The organism is Brachybacterium sp. GPGPB12 (assembly GCF_038396325.1).
Lineage (GTDB): Bacteria > Actinomycetota > Actinomycetes > Actinomycetales > Dermabacteraceae > Brachybacterium > Brachybacterium conglomeratum.
Genome location: NZ_CP149573.1, coordinates 2,788,387 through 2,804,370, shown reverse-complemented (window position 1 = coordinate 2,804,370; position 15,984 = coordinate 2,788,387). Strand labels below are relative to the sequence as shown.

Below are 15,984 nucleotides of genomic sequence, written 5' to 3'. Positions count from 1 at the left end.
ACCCGCGGCGCCGTCAGAACGGCGGGTGGTCCACGTCGAGCGGCGGCCCGGGCGCGATGATGCGGCGCTTCGTCCGCACTCTGGTGAACTCGTCCTCGAGCTGGATCTCGGCGAGATGATCCTCGGCCTCGTCGAGGGCTCGGCGGCCGGGGCTTATCGGGTCCGCGGCCGCCTGGCCTCCCGGGCGCGGCGGTGGCTCCGCTCGGCCTGGTCGAGGCGGCGGGTCATCCGTGGGGTGAGCAGATCGGTGTTCTCCGCGGTGCGCACCCGGAGGTCCTGCTCGAGCCGCCAGGTCGTGACCAGCGGTTCGGCGCTGGTGCTGCGGTCCCCGCGGTCGGGGTCGTCCTGCGGATCCCTGGCAGGGTCGATCAGCCCGGCGGTCTTGAGCTGGTGGTGGCGCCGGCACAGCCGGTGGAGGTTCCAGAGGGAGGTCGGGCCGCCTCGGGCGGGATCCTGGTGGTCGTACTCGATGATGTGGTCGTCCTCCGCGGCGAGCGCGGTGGGGCGGGTGCATCCGGGCGCCGCGCAGACGGGGTGGCGCGACCCGCAGCCGCATACGCCGCTGTGCGTCGGGTCGGTAGGTGTCGATCCGGGCGGGGAGGTGGGTCCCGCAGATCGGGTCGGTGAGGATCCGGTACCAGACGGAGGAGGTCGCGGCGAGGTCCCGGGCGAGCTCGGCCGGGATGGGGGTGAGCCCGTCGAGCATCGCCGGGGAGTCGTCCATCCCGAGCAGGGTCGTCACGGGCACGGTGACGAGGATCTTGAACGGTCGCGCGGTCTCCTCGACCGGGTCGAGGTCGAGCATGGTGCGGGTGAGGATCGCGTAGCGCAGGGCCGACAGGCTGAGGGGGCGCTCCCGGTCGCGGACGTCGCCGTCGAGGTCGAAGGGGATCGGCTCCTCCTCCCCTGCCTCGAGCGCGACGCGCTGGGCGCGCTGGACGGCGCGGGCACTCACGTCGAGCCGCAGGCCGAGGTCGCGGATCTCGGGGATCGGGCCGGTGATCGTGATCCAGGCGACGCCCTGCTCGGAGTCGACACCGTCGATCCGCACCTCGCGCGCCTCGCGGGGCGGCTTCAGCTCGTTCCCGACCGAGGCCACGGCCAGTCGCACCTGGGCCTCGAAGGTCTTCGCGGGGGATCGAGGGGATCTCCACGCCGGCCAGGTGCTCGTCGATCAGGCGGATCTGGTCGGCGTCGAGCCGTCGCACCTGGCGCAAAGAGGAAGCGGTGGTAGTCCTCCGGCAGGTCGCCGGCCTCGAGGTGCGCGAACATCCGGGGCAGGTCGACGACGGCGTGGTGGGCGTCGCGGATCTGCGAGGTGGCCTGCGTGACGGAGCGGCCGCAGTCCCACGGCGACCTTCATCGCGGTCATGTCCGCGTCGATCAGCGAGCCCTCGTTGTCCGGGTCGATGGCGAAGAAGTCCGCGAGATGGCGGAGACGGCGGGCGTGGAGCCGCGCCTCCTCGCGCATGAGGGAGTGGAGCGCGAGCACGCGGCCGGCGTTCTTCCCCTCGATGCCGCCGACCTCCTCGAGGATCAGCTCCTCGGTGAGCTCCCGGCGGGCGCGCACGCGCCATTCGCGCGCGGGACGGGCGGGAGCGGCGGAGCTCGACGGGCCCGGCCCTGAGGAGGCATCGCTCGACGGGGACTGTCGCGCGGTCTCGGACGATGACGCGTCGCGGCGCGCATCGTCATCGATGTCGTCGAACTCTCCCACTGCAGCCACCTCCTCCGCTGTCCGGGCACTCACCGATGAGCACCCCTTCGAATACTTCGACACTACCGCCCGCACCGTCATTTCAGAACCCCTACAGAGAAATGGGGATAAATCTGTGGATAACCACCCCGCGGGGAGGAGAGATGACTGTGGATGAGCCCTCCGCGCGAGGATCGGGCGGAGACTCATCCACCGGAGCACACCCTGCTGTGGACGACGGCGGTCACATGTCACACCCCTCTGCTATGCGCTCGACCTGCATGATGTTTGGCTCCACGCCCACGGAGCCAGCACCGAGGGCGGACCCTCGAATCGCACCGGACGGCATGCGCCTGGAGCACGGGAGGGCCGACGACGGACTGCCGGAGACGGCGAGCAGAAGGAATGGACGACACTCCCGCCGAATACACCGAAATCTCGAACGACCCGGAGGGACGGCATTTCCGAATTCCTCTCGTCCTTCACCTGACGTCATGGCGAAAGGCGACTCCCGAGGACGCACACAGGACCCTCGGCCGTGTCGGCGCGAAGACGGCGTCGGCCGCTCCCGGCGCCAGGGGGATCCTCGTCGGCCCCGCATCCCCGCCGGCCGCCCATCCCCGTCGGCCGCGCATCCCCGTCGTCCCCACCGCGCCGATCCCTTCACGACGCAGAGCGCCCCTCCGTGCTCACACGGAGGGGCGCGGGGGCGGGAACCGGTGGCGCCGGCTCGTCAGGCGGTTGTCACACGGACCCAGCCCTCAGGCCGTCAGGCACAGGCAGAAGGGGTGTCCCGCGGGGTCGAGATAGACGCGGAAGGCGCCGGAGGCGGAGGGCTGGTGCTCGTGGACGGTCGCGCCCAGCGCGAGGGCGCGGGGGTCGGCGGCATCGATGTCGGTGACGGAGAGGTCGAGGTGGAACTGCTGGGGGTGGTCGCCGTCGGGCCAGGTGGGGCGGCGGAAGTCCGCCACCTTCTGGAAGGCGAGGGAGGCCTCGCCGTCGGGATCGTCCTCGCTGCGGCGGCCGCGGGGCGGGATCAGCTCCGCCCAGTCGGAGTCGCTGCCCTCCTCGACCCGCCAGCCGAGCGGCTTCGCGTAGAAGGTGGCCAACTGGAGGGCGTCGGGGCAGTCGAGGACGGTGAGATCGAGGGTGGGGATGACGGGCTCTGTGTCCAGGTCTTCCATCATGGGGCCACCGTAGGAGCACGGTCCCCGCAGGGGAAGCACATCGCGCGTGTCCGCGCACAGCGTCATCGCCGGATCGCCACTGCGCGCACGACGGTGACAGACTGGGGGCATACGTCGTGCGATATCGACCGTCGAAAGGTGAACTGATGACCATTCCCGCCGATCCGGCTCCTTCCCTGCAGGACTACGCCCACCCCGAGCGGCTCGTGACCACGCAGTGGCTCGCGGACCGGCTCGCCGCGGGCGAGACCGAGGGACTCGTGGTCGTCGAGTCCGACGAGGACGTGTCGCTCTACGAGACCGGGCACATCCCGGGCGCGGTGAAGATCGACTGGCACCTCGACCTCAACGACCCGGTCACCCGCGACTACGTCGACGGCGAGGGCTTCGCGAAGCTCATGGACGCCTCCGGCATCACCCGCGAGACCACCGTGGTGATCTACGGCGACAAGTCCAACTGGTGGGCCGCCTACGCGCTGTGGGTGTTCAGCCTGTTCGGCCATGAGGACGTGCGCCTGCTCGACGGCGGCCGCGCCGCCTGGGAGGCCGAGGGCCGCGAGATGACGACCTCGACCGAGGGCCGCCCCGCGCCGACCAGCGGCTACCCCGTCGTCGAGCGCGAGGACGCCCCGATCCGCGCCTACCGCGAGGACGTGCTGGACTTCCTCGGCGGGCCGCTGATCGACGTGCGCTCCCCGCAGGAGTACTCCGGCGAGCGCACGCACATGCCCGACTACCCGCAGGAGGGCACCGTGCGCGGCGGGCACATCCCCACCGCACGCTCGGTGCCGTGGGCCCGCGCCGCCGCGGAGGACGGCCGCTTCAAGCCCCGCGCGGAGCTCGAGGCGATCTACCTCGGCGAGCTCGGCTTCGAGACCGGGACGCCGACCGTCGTGTACTGCCGCATCGGCGAGCGCTCCGCGCACACCTGGTTCGTGCTCACCCACCTGCTCGGCTTCGACTCGGTGCGCAACTACGACGGCTCCTGGACCGAGTGGGGCAACGGCGTGCGCCTGCCGATCGCCCAGGGCACCGAGCCCGGCGAGGTCCCCGCCCGATGAACCCGACGAACAGCGCCGACGCCGCGCCCTCCGCGCCGCCCGAGGGCTTCGCGGAGATCGCCGACGACTTCCACGCGCTCGGCGGGAAGGATCGCCTGCAGCCTGCTGCTGGAGTTCTCGCAGGGCCTGCCCGACCTGCCCGAGCGCTACTCCGAGCACCCGGAGCCGCTCGAGCCGGTGCCCGAGTGCCAGTCCCCGATCTTCCTGGCCACGGAGGTCGAGGGGCAGGGTCGCGAGGCGACCGCGCACCTGTTCTTCTCCGCCCCGCCGGAGGCGCCGACGACGCGCGGCTTCGCCGCGATCCTCGCCGAGGCCCTCGACGGTCGCACCGTGGGCGAGGTGCTGGACACCCCGGACACGGTCACCGGCGAGCTGGGCCTGGCCGAGGTGGTCAGCCCGCTGCGGCTGAACGGCATGTCGGGGATGCTCGCGCGGATCAAGCGCCAGCTCTCCGAGAAGGCCGGGGTCTGAGCAGGCCCCTCCCGCGCACTGCGGCGCCGTCCCCGAGGGGGCGGCGCCGCAGTGCGTCGAGGGGTGGGGCGACGTGCCGATCCGCCGACGGCGGGCCCGACCGATGGGCCCGGCCGACAGGTCCGGCCGATGGGTCCGACCGACGCCCGATCAGTCCGATCGTGGGTCGTGCACCGTCTGCTCGGCTGTGCGGTGCTCGCCGGCCTCTTCGCCCGCCCATCCGCTGCTCCCGGGCCCGGTCCGCGGCACCTCGCTCATCCCAGCTCCGCGCCTCCCCGCCCCGCACGTCCCCGCCGTCGTCCCCTCGGCCGTAGCGCTCGAAGGCGCGGCCGGCGCCGCTGAGCAGGGCGCCGAGGGCGGCACGACCGGCCTCGGCACGCGCGTGGTCCATCGCCGAGCGGGCGCGCTGCGAGAGGGCCTCGCGGGCGGCGGCGCCGGCACCGCTCGCGCCGCTCCCCGCCCCGCCGGCAGTCCCAGCACCCGTCCCGGTTCCGTGCGCGGTGCCCGGGGGCTCGGGGGCGAGGCCGCTCGCGATCCGGTGATGGCGCTCACGGGCGCCGCGCGCTCGAGCGGCACCCGGACCAGGCGCACCAGCGCGCCGCGCATGTCGTCGCGGATCTGCCGCTCGTGCCGGTCGAGATAGGCGTCGAGGTCGCGCTCCTCGTCGCGCGCGCGAGGAAGGCGCGGCCCAGCAGGTAGGACGCGAGATCGGAGGCGACCTCGGGCGAGAGTCCGTAGGCGTCGGACGAGGCGCGGGCGTCGCGCGCGCGCGACCGCGTCGTCGCTCTCCAGCGGGCTCGGCACGATCTCGACGGCGCTGAGCACGTCCTCGACGACCGCGTGGAAGGCCGCGTCGGAGGCGAGGTCGGCGCGTCGCAGCTCGGCCCGTCCGGTCGCCTCGGGGACGGGGATCCTCGTGATCCCCTCGCGGGCGAACTCGTCCTGCGCGGCGCGCCGCACCAGGCGTCGGGCGGCCCGCTCGAGGTGGCCCGCATCGGCGTCGCGCGGCGGCTCGGGGACCACGGCCCGCGCCTGGGCGAGGACGTCGGCGCGGGCACCCGCGATCTCAGCGCGTCGGCGCGCGGCGTGGAGCCGGTCGCGCAGCTCGTCGACGGGTCTCATGGGCGCTCCTTCCGCAGGGGACGCTGACGGGGCCATCGTACGGGGCAGGAGGGAGGTCCCTGTCGGCGGCGAAGAGGTCGGATGAGAGGATGGAGGGGAAGGATCCGCACGTCCCCGGCGCCGCCGCCCGGCCGCCGGGACCCGACCACGACAAGGAGCACTCATGACCGACCTCAGCTACACCGTCCCCGGCCTCGGCACCGACGACTCCCGCCGGCTCGTGGAAGCGCCGCAGGACCGCCTCCACGCCCTGAACGACCTGCACCTCACCCTCAAGCATGCCCACTGGAACGTGGTGGGTCCGCAGTTCATCGCGGTGCACGAGATGCTCGACCCGCAGGTGGAGCTCGTGCGCGGTTACGCCGACGAGGTCGCCGAGCGGATCGCGCGGCTGGGCGCCTCCCCCGTCGGCACCCCGGGTCGCCTCGTCGCCGAGCGCGGCTGGAGCGACTACGAGCTCGGCAGGGCCGGCACCCAGGAGCACCTCACCGCGATCGACCAGGTCTACGACGGCGTCATCGCCTCCCACCGCAAGGCGATCACCCTCGCCGGCGAGCTCGACCCGATCACCGAGGACATCCTGATCGGCCAGTCCGCCGAGCTGGAGAAGTTCCAGTGGTTCGTGCGCGCGCATCTCGAGCGTTCACAGTCCTGAACCTCTTCCGTCGGGGCCGGGTACGGTGAACGGACCCGACCCCGAGGAGGACTCCGGCATGCCGATCGCCGCCCCCACCGCCGACGAGCTCGCCCTGCTGCAGGACGAGGCCGTGCGCTTCACCCGCGAGCTCATCCGGATCGACACCACGAACTTCGGCGGGAACGACCCCGAGACCTGGGGGAAGGGCGAGACCGAGGCGGCGGAGTACGTCGTCGAGCGGTCGCGCGAGGTGGGCCTCGAGCCGCAGGTGGTCGAGTCGCACCCCGCCCGTCCCAGCGTGCTGGTGACCGTGCCGGGCGAGGACCGCGAGCGCGGCGGCCTGATCCTCCACGGGCACCTCGACGTGGTCCCGGCTCGCGCCGAGGACTGGTCGGTGGACCCCTTCGGCGCCGAGATCATCGACGGGATGATCCACGGCCGCGGTGCCGTGGACATGAAGGACATGGTCGGGATGATCCTGGCCGTCGCCCGTCACCTGGCCCGCGGCGGGCAGGCGCCGCCGCGCGACCTCATGTTCGCCTTCTTCGCCGATGAGGAGAATGCGAGCGTCTGGGGCGCCCAGTGGCTGGTGGAGAACCACCCCGAGCTGTTCGACGGCATGACCGAGGCGATCAGCGAGGTGGGCGGCTACTCGATCACCCTGCCCGAGGAGTCCACCGGCGAGGACGTGCGCACCTATCTCGTCCAGACCGCCGAGAAGGGCCTGACCTGGGGGCGGTCGCGCCACCGGCCGCGCCGGGCACGGCTCGGTCCCCAACGACGAGAACGCCATCGTGCGCCTGGCCCGCGCGATCACCGCGATCGACGAGCACGAGTTCCCGATCGAGTACATCGCCAGCGTCCGCGCGCTGTTCGACGGGATCACCGAGATCACCGGGCAGGGCTGGGACGAGCAGGACATCGACCGCTTCCTGCCCCTGACCGGCGGGGCCCGCCACTTCGTCGCCGGGACTCTGCGCGACTCGGCGAACCTGACGATGCTCGAGAGCGGGTACAAGGTCAACGTCATCCCCCAGACCGCGGAGGCCGGCTTCGACTGCCGCTTCCTGCCCGGGCACCAGGAGGAGCCGCTGGCCCTGCTGGACGAGCTGACCGGCGAGCACGTCGAGGTGGTCGTGGACCACATCGGCGTCGCCGTCGACTCCCCGCGCGAGTCCCCGCTGGTGGACGCGATGACCGCGGCGGTGCAGGCGGAGGACCCGGGCTCGAAGGTGCTTCCCTACTGCCTCAGCGCCGGCACCGACAACAAGCCGCTCAGCCTGCTCGGCATCACCGGCTACGGCTTCGCGCCGCTGCAGCCGCCCGCGGACCTCGACTTCGCCCCGCTGTTCCACGGCGTGGACGAGCGGGTGCCGGTGGATGCGGTGCGCTTCGGCGCGCGGGTGCTGCTGCGTCTCGTCGCGACCTGCTGAGCCCGCCCGCAGGGGCTCGCTCCGCTCGGAGCTCAGTGCTGGTCGGGCGCGTCCTCGCCGTAGGTGCGGGCCGAGGCCAGCGGCTCCGCGGCCGGGATCGGCTCGTCGGGGCCGAGGCCGACGTACCAGGACGGCGCGGTGGCGAGCATGACCTCGAGCGACTCGGTCGCGTCCAGCTCCTCCCCAGCCCTCGCCGCCTCCTCGGTGGCGACGAGCCAGTGGTCGGCGTGGACGAGCTCCCCGCCGGTGAGGCCGCGGGCGAGGGCCTCGATGCCGGGACGTGGCGGGAGCCTGTCGGGCATGCGCTTGAGCGCCTCGACGTGCGCGCGGGCCATCGTCCCGGTGAGGATCATGTAGGTGCGGTGGCTGGACTTCCAGTCCAGCGCGCCGCGGAGGAAGGCATGGTGCCGCTCGATGTAGGCGGCCATCATCGCGTAGCCGTGCGCACGTCTTGCTCGATGGTGTGGCCGGCGGCGCCGTTGGTGCGTCCGCGCTCCCAGGCGGCGTCGAACATCTCCTGGAGCATCGCGCCCAGCAGGTCGTCGAGCCCGGTGAAGTGGCTGTAGAACGCGGCGCGGCTGACGCCGGCGCGCTTGGCCAGGGCGTTGACGGTGACCTCGCCGTCGTCCGCGCTCAGCTCGCGCGCGGCGGTGAAGATCGCGGCGCGGGTGCGGGCGGGACGGGGATCCGGGGCGCGTTCGCCCGAGGAGTTCGAGGAGGTCATTGCGTCATCGTAGTCCAGCACCCGGGCGCCGCCCGGCGGCCGGAGCGTGCGGCAGGCTGGGTGCGTGCGTGCCTTCCTGTCCGGCCTGGCCGGGTCTCCCGGCCCCGATGGCCGACGGGGCCACGGGACCCGCGCTCCCCTCGCGGACCTGATCGGGCGACGATCGTGCACGCCCGGGTCGACGCCCGCGGCGGCGTGGTGCGTGACCGCCCGCGGCGGCGTGGTCCTGCATCCCGGGGACGTGGTCGAGGGGATCTACGCCTCCGGCGCGCTCGAGGACGAGGAGTTCGCCGTTCCGCCGAGACGGCCAGGTACGCGGCTCCCCCGAGCGCGTCGCCGCTCCGTCACCCCTGACGGCCTGCACCACCGTAGCGCCCGCCGACGCCCCCGAACGCACTTCTCGGACGGATGTAAGGGAATCTCCACCTGTCGGAAACCTCTGTGAACGGCGCAGTAACACCGGATGAACGCCCGCGAGGACACTCCGCGGCGCTACCCTGGGTCGACCATGTCGAGAAAGGCCTGCCAGATGTCAGCACGAACCGTGAAGGTCGCGAGCGCGAGCGGCCTCCATGCCCGCCCGGCGGCACTCTTCTCGCAGGCCGCGTCCGAGCGACCCTGCCGCCGTCACCATCGAGACTGCGGACGCCGGCCCGGTGAAGGCCTCGAGCATCCTCATGCTCCTCACCCTCGACGTCGCCTTCGACGACGAGGTCACGCCGCGCGCCGAGGGCGAGGGCGCCGAGGAATCGCTGGACGCCCTCGCGGCGCCGCTCGAGACGAACCTCGACGAGGAGTTCCAGGAGAGCTGATCGCCCCCGCCCGCCGCATGCACGAAGGCCCCCGCCGGATCGGCGAGGGCCTTCGTCGACCGGGAGGAAACTCCAGGCCAGGGGCGGTAGCGGCGGGATTTGAACCCGCGGTGGCTATGAACCACACATCATTTCGAGTGATGCACCTTCGGCCGCTCGGACACGCTACCGTCGAGCAGAATAACCGCACGGACACCCTGCGTTCAAACCGGTGAGCGTCGGACGCGAGTGACGCGAGTCACGTCACGTCCTCGTGCGCCGCCGACCGCATCTCCGGGCCGTGGCGGACCACGGTGACATTGCCGGTGGCGTGCGGCACCGTTGCATGGGCGGTCGAGCCGAAGCGACCTCGGCCCAGCCCGCGATGGCCGAGGACCAGCATCCGCGCACCGGCCGCCGCGTCCAGCGGCCCCTCCGCGGCGGTGCGGGCCTCGAGCATCCGCGACTGCACCTCGACCCGCGCCTGGCGGGCGCGCGCCCGGGCCACGCCCTCGTCGAGCAGGGCGCGGGTGCCCTTCCCCGCCTCCCAGGCCTCCCCGCCGCTGTCGTAGGGGGCGTGGGGGACGGTGCGCACGTGCACCACGCGCGCGTCGCCCCCCAGGCCGCGGCGAGGTCGGCGGCGACGTCGACCGCCTCCCCAGCGGTGTCGGAGCCGTCGTAGGCGACCAGCACCGGGCCCGCTCGGTGCTGGTCCGAGCGGATGATCGCGACGGGGCGACCGGCGTCGTGGAGCGACCCGCGGCTCACGGAGCCCAGCGGCGTGCCGAGCACGGCGCCGAGCCCGCGGGTCCCGACGACGAGCAGGTCGGCGCCGGCGGAGGCCTCCTCGAGCACCTCACGCGGCATGCCGGCGACGAGCTCGGCGGTGACCGGGACGTCGGGGTGGTGGGTGGCGATGCGCTCGGCCGCGTCGTCCAGCAGGCGGCTGGCCTGGTTGCGGGGGCCGGCGGGGTCGAGCACGGGGATGCCGGCGAGGCCCTGGCCGAGCAGCGGCCACGTCCAAGCGTGCAGGAGGCGGATCCCGGCGCCGGTGTCATGGGCGAGCTCGGCGGCCCAGCGCACGGCGGCCATCGCGGCGCTGGTGTCGTCATATCCCACCAGGATGCTCCGAGTGGACGGCTCCATGTCCCGCACCTCCCCGTGCGACCGTGCTGTCACCTCAGGATACGCCGTGCTCACCCGATCAGTACAGGTCGTCGAGCTCCTCGTCGAAGCCGTCGTCGGCGCCCCAGGACCAGCGCAGGCCGAAGGTGCCGGGCCCGAAGCGCGCCTCGCTGATCTGGAGGCGGTCGCGGTGGTCGAGCCGCAGGGAGGAGACCGTCTCCCCGGCGTCCGTGCGCCGGTAGCGCTCGCAGTCCAGGGGGCGGCGCGGGCCGCGGAACTCGACCTCGAGCACACGTCGTTCGCGGGTCGGGGGACGGAGTACATGCTTCCCGTGACGTCGATGGCGCTGGCGTGCATCTCGACCCGGTAGGCGAAGGTGGCGACCTGGCCCGCGTCGAGGCGCCCGTCGAGCAGGAACTCGACCCCGTAGGCGCGGCGGCGGGGCCAGGCCACGCGCCTCCCGATGGTGCGACCCTCGGTCGCGATGTAGCGGGGAGCGATGTTGGGCTCGTTCTGCCCCAGCACGTGCACCGCCGGTAGCCGGCAGGTCCCCGACTCCAGCGCACGCACGGTCATGCGGTGCTCGAAGCGCCGCACCGACTGGGTCGAGTCGATGATCGCGAGCTGGTGGATGACGCGCTCGTGCGCGTACTGCTGCGCGCTCGCGAAGCCGAGCGCCTCGAGCGCCTCCTGGAAGACCTCGCGGCTGGACGGACGCCCGACGAAGCTCATCTCCTGCACCGCGCGCCCCTGCAGTCGCGGCCCGCCCACGAGATCCGCGAGCGAGTCCGGGGGCCGCCCGAGCGACTCCTCGAGGGCGGCGACGACACCGAGGGACTGATCGCCGCCGGGCAGGCTCCGGCCCGACTGCCAGTTGCTGAGCGTCGCGACGCTCACGGGACGGTTGCGCGCGCGCAGACGCTGGGAGATCACGGTGAGGGTCAGCCCGCTGCGCTTGATCGCCGCGCGCGCTCTCAGGAGCGAACCTCCCGTGGTCATCCGTCGCCATCTCGCCTGGTCCTCCTCCAGCCGCACTCCATCGATCATCCCCCGCCGAGGGTGCGCGCGCCCGTTTTCAGGACTTTCCACATACCTGTAAAACACTGAGGGTAGCGTCCATGGCGCATATCACAGAACGACGTTTCAGCACCGCCCTGCGGCCGTCCACGAGCTCCGAGGAAGGGAGGGGCCCGACGATGAACGACACCCCGGCATCCCAGGCATACTGCGCCCTCCCTCATGTCCCCCCTCGCCGCGGCAGTGCCCGTGAGCGCGGGCGTCCCGATCACGGCGGCGCCGTCACCGCCGACCTCCTCGATCGGGTCCCGACTCCGGAGAGCTGATCACCCGCAGTGCCCCGCCGTGGCCCCTCCGGCCGAGACGCCACGGAACCGGGATCCCCCCCCACCGGCCACCCCGAGAGGAAAGCCGCTCCGATGACCGATCACCTCGTCCCCGCCGCACGGCGTCCCCCGCGCGCTCCGCGGAGTCCCTCCTCGCCCCCCGCCCCGAGCCCCGCACCGCGCGCCGCATCCTCTTCGGCGACGCCGCCGCGCCGCCCCTTCCAGTGGTCGCGCGCGCATCCGCTCCGCCGAGGTGCGCCAGCACCTCGCCGCCGAGAACGCGCACACCGACCGCGCCACCTCCGCACTCGCGCCGCCGCGCGCCCGTCTCGCCGGGGCCCTCGAGGGCGAGATCCCGCAGGAGCTGTCGGTGCCGGTGCCGCTGGACGGCTGGTGGTACATCGACCGCACCCACCCGCTGGACGGCGTCGCCTTCTCCCGCGTCCGCGACTGCGAGGCCGTGCGCGGCCCGGCCGGCGTGCCCGTCCCCGTTCCCGGGCGCTCGCTGCCCCCGGCGAGAGCGTGCTGGTGGAGGACTGCCGGAGGGTGCTGGGGATCGCCCTCTCGCCCGACCACCGCCTGCTCGCCCGGGCCGAGGCCGCCGCGGGCGGTCGCCGCCTCGTGGTCACCGACGCCGATACCGGCGCGGTCGTGGACGACTCCGTGCACGGCGCGGGGCCCGATCCCGTGTTCTCCGCGGACTCGACCGCGCCGCTCCACACCCGTCTGGACGACCTCGGGCGCCGCGCCGAGGTGCGCCGCCACGTGCTGGGCAGCGACCCCTCCACGGACCCGGTGTCGCTCGAGGAGCCCGACCACTGGTCCGAGCTCGCCCTGAGCCGCTCCCGGGACGGGTCCGCCCTGATGATCCGCTCGACCTCGCCGGTCGCCGCCGAGGTGTGGACGCTGGACCTCGCCGCGCCGACGGCGACGCCCATCCAGGTCACCGACCGCCTGCCCGGCGCCTCCACGGTCGTGGAGCACGCCGGCGACCGGTTGCTGCTGCTGCACGCGGACCCCGCCTCCCATCGCTGCGTGCTCGCCGAGGCGCCGCTCGGTCCGGGGACGCCGCCCGAGGGCGCGAACCCCCTGCTGCACGCGCAGGAGGGCGAGAGCTTCGAGTCCGTGGAGGCCTTCGCCGGCTTCGTCGCGCCGCAGGCGCGCGTCGGCGCCCTGCCGGCGGTGCGGATGATCCCGCGCCGGGCCGACGGCTCCCTCGACGTCGGCGCTGTGCGGGAGATCCTCACCGGCGGACCGCTGGACGCGGTGCGGCTGGAGCACACCCCCGACTGGGAGCGCGCTCGATCCGCGCCGGGTGGACAGCTTCCTCACCCCGCCGACGATGATCCGCGCGTCCCTCGACGGCGGCGACCCGTTCGTGCTGAAGCGCGTCGAGGTGCCCGGCCTCGACGCCTCGCGGTACGTCGAGAAGCGGCTGTGGGCGACCTCGCCCGACCGCACCCGCGTCCCGATCTCGCTGATCGCCCGGGCCGACGTGGTCGCCGACGGCACCGCCCCGGTGCTGCTGCACGGCCACGGCGTGTTCGGCCAGTGCCTCGACCCGCTGCTGCGGCCCGAGGTGCTCGCGCTCGCGGACCGCGGCGTCGTCGTGGCCGTCGCGCACGTGCGCGGCGGCGGCGAGCTCGGGCCGCAGTGGCACCACGACGGCCGTCGCCAGCGCCGGATGCACTCGGTGGACGATCTCGTCGCCTGCGCGGATCACCTGGTCGCCTCCGGGTGGGCGGCTCCGGACCGGATCGGCGCCGTGGCCACCGGGGCGGGTGCGATGGTCGTCGGCGCGGCCGCGAACCGGGCGCCCGAGCTGTTCCGGGCCGTGCTGGCGGAGACCCCGCTGGTGGACCCGCTGGAGACGATGCTGGCCCCGGAGGTGATGCTGACCCTCGAGGAGTGGACCGAGTTCGGGGACCCGGCCGAGGACGAGACCGCCTACCGGACCCTGCGCGCCTGCGGCCCGGCGGAGAACATCCGCGAGACCGAGTACCCCGCCGTCTACACGTTCACCGCGCTCGAAGGGGCGGACTACCCGCCGGCCTGCGCCGCGATCTGGGTGGCGCGGCGCGAGAGCGGGTCACGTCCGATCCGGTCGAGCGGCCGATCCTGCTGCGGGTCGCCGACTCCCTCGAGGACGGCGAGGACCTCCGCGTCGAGGGAGTCGCCTGGCTCCTGGACCAGCTGGGCGCCGCCGACCTCGAAGGATGACTAGTCTCGAGGGATGACCAGCCAGCACCCGGACGCCCCCTCCCCGAGCGACGCCCCACCGAGCGGATCCACCACGGCGATGTCGTGGTGGATCCGTACGAGTGGATGCGCGACAAGACCGATCCCGAGGTCATCGCGCACCTCGAGGCGGAGAACGCCTACGCCGACGCCCGCACCGCGCACCTCGGCGCGCCGCGGCGCCGCCTGGTCGAGGAGTTCGTCGGTCACACGCAGGAGACGGACCTGTCGGTGCCGGTGCGTCGCGGGGACTGGTGGTACATCACCCGCACCACCGCCGGAGACGACTACCCGAGGTTCACGCGCGTGGCCGACGCGGGCGCGATGCCGCAGGTCGAGCCGGGGGTGATGCTCGAGGGCGAGCAGGTGCCGCTGGACGCCCAGGCCGAGGCCGCGGGGCACGAGTTCTACTCCCTCGGCGGGCTGACCCTCTCCCCCGACCACACCCTGCTCGCCTATGCGGTGGACACCGCCGGGGACGAGCGGTTCACGCCGCGGGCCCTGGACCTCTCCGCCGGCGAGGTGCTCGACGAGTCCGTGACCGGCACCGGTTACGGGATCGCGTTCTCCACCGATCAGCAGTGGCTGTTCTACGCGCGGGTCGACGACGCCTGGCGGCGCACCAGGTCTGGCGCCATCGGATCGGCGCCGATCCGGCCGAGGACGTGCTCGTGCTCGAGGAGGCCGACGAGCGGTTCATGATCGGCTTCGAGCGCTCCCGCGACGAGACGACCCTCGTCATCCAGTCCGCCTCCACCACGACGGCGGAGGCGTGGTCGCTGGACCTCGCCGCGCCCGAGTCCGCGCCCGTTCGCGCGGGCGGGCGGCGCGACGGCGTGGACTACGCGGTCGAGCACGCCGGGGACCGCCTGCTGGTGGTGCACAACGACGGGCACACCGGCTTCGCGCTCGCGCAGGCGCCGCTCGAGACCCCGGAGCAGTGGGAGGAGCCGCTGGTCGCCGGCGAGGGCGAGCGGCGCTGGCGGTGGAGTCGTTCGCGGGCTTCGTCGCGCTCGAGCGCGCGCCGGCGGGCTCGCCTCGGTGCGGATCATCCCGCGGGCGGCCGACGGGTCGCTGCGGCTCGATCAGGCCGAGGACCTCACCCACGGCGGGCGACTGGACACCGTCGAGCTCGACGCGAACCCGAACTGGGACCAGCAGGCGGTGCGCTACGAGCTCACCAGCCTGCTCACCCCGCCCACCGTCGCCGAGCGGGAGGTCGCCACCGGTGCGACCGAGATCCTGCGCGTCACCCCGGTGCCGAACTTCGATCCCTCCCTCTACGTGGAGAGGCGCGAGTGGGCGAGGGCGGCCGACGGCACCGCGATACCGCTCAGCGTCGTCGCGCGCAGGGAGGTCGCGGCCGACGGGACCGCGCCGGGCTACCTGTACGGCTACGGCTCCTACGAGGTCTCGGTCGACCCGTCCTTCGTGCCCACGCGCCTGTCCCTGCTGGACCGGGGCGTGGTCGTCGCGATCGCGCACGTGCGCGGCGGGGGCGAGATGGGCCGGGACTGGTACGACCACGGCAAGCCGCTGGAGAAGAAGAACTCCTTCAGCGACTTCGTCGCCGCGGCGGAGCATCTCGGCGCGAGCGGCCTCGTGGACCCGGCCCGGCTCGGGGCGGAGGGCCGCGGCGCGGGCGGGTCGCTGATGGGCGCGGTCGCGAACCTCGCCCCGGGGCGGTTCCGGGCGATCATCGCCGGGGTGCCCTTCGTGGACGCGCTGACCACCATCCTGGATCCCTCACTGCCGCTGACCGTCGGCGAGTGGGAGGAGTGGGGCGACCCGCTGCACGACCCGGCCGTGTACGAGTACATGAAGGAGTACACGCCCTACGAGAACGTGCAGGCGGTGGAGTACCCGGCGATCTTCGCCGCGACCTCGCTGAACGACACCCGCGTGTTCTTCGTCGAGCCCGCGAAGTGGGTGGCCCGCCTGCGCGAGACGGTCACCTCCGACCAGGCCGAGCGCCCGATCGTGTTCCGCTGCGAGATGGTCGCGGGGCACGGAGGCCGCTCCGGCCGGTACCGCAAGTGGGAGCAGCGGGCCGACGAGCTGGCCTGGTCGCTGGACCAGCTGGGGGCGACGGAGCCGCTCTGAGGCGAGCTCTTCCGGACCGCCCCGAACGCACCGACGCCGCGCTCGCCCCTCGT

Annotated in this window: 11 protein-coding genes, 1 tRNA gene and 6 pseudogenes; 9 read left to right on the top strand and 9 right to left on the bottom strand. The window is 73.5% G+C overall.

From position 1 onward, the window contains the following. Window positions 1–153: 153 nt before the first annotated feature. From WKH84_RS16315 to WKH84_RS16305, 3 genes are all read right to left on the bottom strand, one after another. On the bottom strand, window positions 154–471 hold the full coding sequence (locus WKH84_RS16315) for an HNH endonuclease signature motif containing protein (protein WP_341856928.1): 318 nt from the start codon (window positions 469–471) through the stop codon (window positions 154–156). Between the two features lie 703 nt (window positions 472–1,174). Continuing rightward, entirely contained in the window at window positions 1,175–1,726 is a 552-nt protein-coding gene (locus WKH84_RS16310) for a hypothetical protein (protein ID WP_341854422.1), read from the bottom strand. A gap of 731 nt (window positions 1,727–2,457) precedes the next feature. Continuing rightward, window positions 2,458–2,880 carry a VOC family protein gene (locus tag WKH84_RS16305; RefSeq protein ID WP_341856927.1) on the bottom strand — a complete coding sequence of 141 codons (423 nt, stop codon included), beginning with the start codon at window positions 2,878–2,880 and terminating at the stop codon, window positions 2,458–2,460. Window positions 2,881–3,029: 149 nt separating this feature from the next. Here WKH84_RS16305 and WKH84_RS16300 point away from each other — a divergent pair, with 149 nt between their 5' ends. Both WKH84_RS16300 and WKH84_RS16295 read left to right on the top strand, forming a co-directional pair. Then, the gene (locus WKH84_RS16300; RefSeq protein WP_341854421.1) at window positions 3,030–3,944 is read left to right on the top strand and encodes a sulfurtransferase; all 915 of its coding nucleotides are present in this window, start codon (window positions 3,030–3,032) and stop codon (window positions 3,942–3,944) included. Then, window positions 3,941–4,415 (top strand): annotated as a pseudogene (locus WKH84_RS16295) (SufE family protein). The gene WKH84_RS16300 and the pseudogene WKH84_RS16295 overlap by 4 nt, the downstream one beginning before the upstream one ends. Window positions 4,416–4,565: 150 nt before the next feature. On the opposite strand, the gene WKH84_RS16290 reads toward WKH84_RS16295, so the two are convergent. Further along, the gene (locus tag WKH84_RS16290; protein ID WP_341854420.1) at window positions 4,566–5,537 is read right to left on the bottom strand and encodes a hypothetical protein; all 972 of its coding nucleotides are present in this window, start codon (window positions 5,535–5,537) and stop codon (window positions 4,566–4,568) included. 163 nt (window positions 5,538–5,700) lie between these two features. On the opposite strand from WKH84_RS16290, the gene WKH84_RS16285 reads away from it, so the two are divergent. Continuing rightward, window positions 5,701–6,192 carry a DNA starvation/stationary phase protection protein gene (locus tag WKH84_RS16285; RefSeq protein ID WP_341854419.1) on the top strand — a complete coding sequence of 164 codons (492 nt, stop codon included), beginning with the start codon at window positions 5,701–5,703 and terminating at the stop codon, window positions 6,190–6,192. A 58-nt stretch (window positions 6,193–6,250) separates the two neighbouring features. After that, window positions 6,251–7,607 (top strand): annotated as a pseudogene (locus tag WKH84_RS16280) (M20/M25/M40 family metallo-hydrolase). A gap of 32 nt (window positions 7,608–7,639) precedes the next feature. Here the strand turns inward: WKH84_RS16280 and WKH84_RS16275 are convergent. Continuing rightward, window positions 7,640–8,038 (bottom strand): hypothetical protein, encoded by a 399-nt coding sequence (locus tag WKH84_RS16275; RefSeq protein WP_341854418.1) that lies wholly within the window; start codon window positions 8,036–8,038, stop codon window positions 7,640–7,642. Then, window positions 8,035–8,331 (bottom strand): helix-turn-helix domain-containing protein, encoded by a 297-nt coding sequence (locus WKH84_RS16270; RefSeq protein ID WP_341854417.1) that lies wholly within the window; start codon window positions 8,329–8,331, stop codon window positions 8,035–8,037. Before WKH84_RS16270 ends, WKH84_RS16275 begins: the two co-directional genes overlap by 4 nt. 529 nt (window positions 8,332–8,860) lie before the next feature. On the opposite strand from WKH84_RS16270, the pseudogene WKH84_RS16265 reads away from it, so the two are divergent. Beyond that, window positions 8,861–9,143, top strand: a pseudogene (locus WKH84_RS16265) (HPr family phosphocarrier protein). An 84-nt stretch (window positions 9,144–9,227) separates the two neighbouring features. Here the strand turns inward: WKH84_RS16265 and WKH84_RS16260 are convergent. The 3 genes and pseudogenes from WKH84_RS16260 to WKH84_RS16250 all read right to left on the bottom strand — a co-directional run. Further along, a tRNA-Ser gene (locus WKH84_RS16260) sits at window positions 9,228–9,313 on the bottom strand. Window positions 9,314–9,381: 68 nt separating this feature from the next. After that, window positions 9,382–9,717, bottom strand: a complete 336-nt coding sequence (locus WKH84_RS16255) for a universal stress protein (protein ID WP_341856926.1) — start codon at window positions 9,715–9,717, stop codon at window positions 9,382–9,384. 182 nt (window positions 9,718–9,899) lie between these two features. Continuing rightward, window positions 9,900–10,214 (bottom strand): annotated as a pseudogene (locus WKH84_RS16250) (universal stress protein); the annotation flags it as partial. Window positions 10,215–11,683: 1,469 nt separating this feature from the next. Here WKH84_RS16250 and WKH84_RS16245 point away from each other — a divergent pair. The 4 genes and pseudogenes from WKH84_RS16245 to WKH84_RS16230 all read left to right on the top strand — a co-directional run. Then, window positions 11,684–12,745, top strand: a pseudogene (locus WKH84_RS16245) (S9 family peptidase); the annotation flags it as partial. Window positions 12,746–12,905: 160 nt separating this feature from the next. After that, entirely contained in the window at window positions 12,906–13,814 is a 909-nt protein-coding gene (locus WKH84_RS16240) for a prolyl oligopeptidase family serine peptidase (RefSeq protein WP_341854416.1), read from the top strand. 101 nt (window positions 13,815–13,915) lie between these two features. After that, window positions 13,916–14,730, top strand: a pseudogene (locus tag WKH84_RS16235) (oligopeptidase B); the annotation flags it as partial. A 139-nt stretch (window positions 14,731–14,869) separates the two neighbouring features. Then, window positions 14,870–15,931, top strand: a complete 1,062-nt coding sequence (locus WKH84_RS16230; protein ID WP_341854415.1) for a prolyl oligopeptidase family serine peptidase — start codon at window positions 14,870–14,872, stop codon at window positions 15,929–15,931. Window positions 15,932–15,984: the final 53 nt, after the last annotated feature.

Bases quoted from the DNA above. Each gene is read 5' to 3' on its own strand.
- WKH84_RS16300 (WP_341854421.1), top strand. From the start codon at position 3,030: ATGACCATTCCCGCCGATCCGGCTCCTTCCCTGCAGGACTACGCCCAC.
- WKH84_RS16270 (WP_341854417.1), bottom strand. From the start codon at position 8,331: ATGACCTCCTCGAACTCCTCGGGCGAACGCGCCCCGGATCCCCGTCCC.
- WKH84_RS16290 (WP_341854420.1), bottom strand. From the start codon at position 5,537: ATGAGACCCGTCGACGAGCTGCGCGACCGGCTCCACGCCGCGCGCCGA.
- WKH84_RS16285 (WP_341854419.1), top strand. From the start codon at position 5,701: ATGACCGACCTCAGCTACACCGTCCCCGGCCTCGGCACCGACGACTCC.
- WKH84_RS16275 (WP_341854418.1), bottom strand. From the start codon at position 8,038: ATGATGGCCGCCTACATCGAGCGGCACCATGCCTTCCTCCGCGGCGCG.
- WKH84_RS16305 (WP_341856927.1), bottom strand. From the start codon at position 2,880: ATGGAAGACCTGGACACAGAGCCCGTCATCCCCACCCTCGATCTCACC.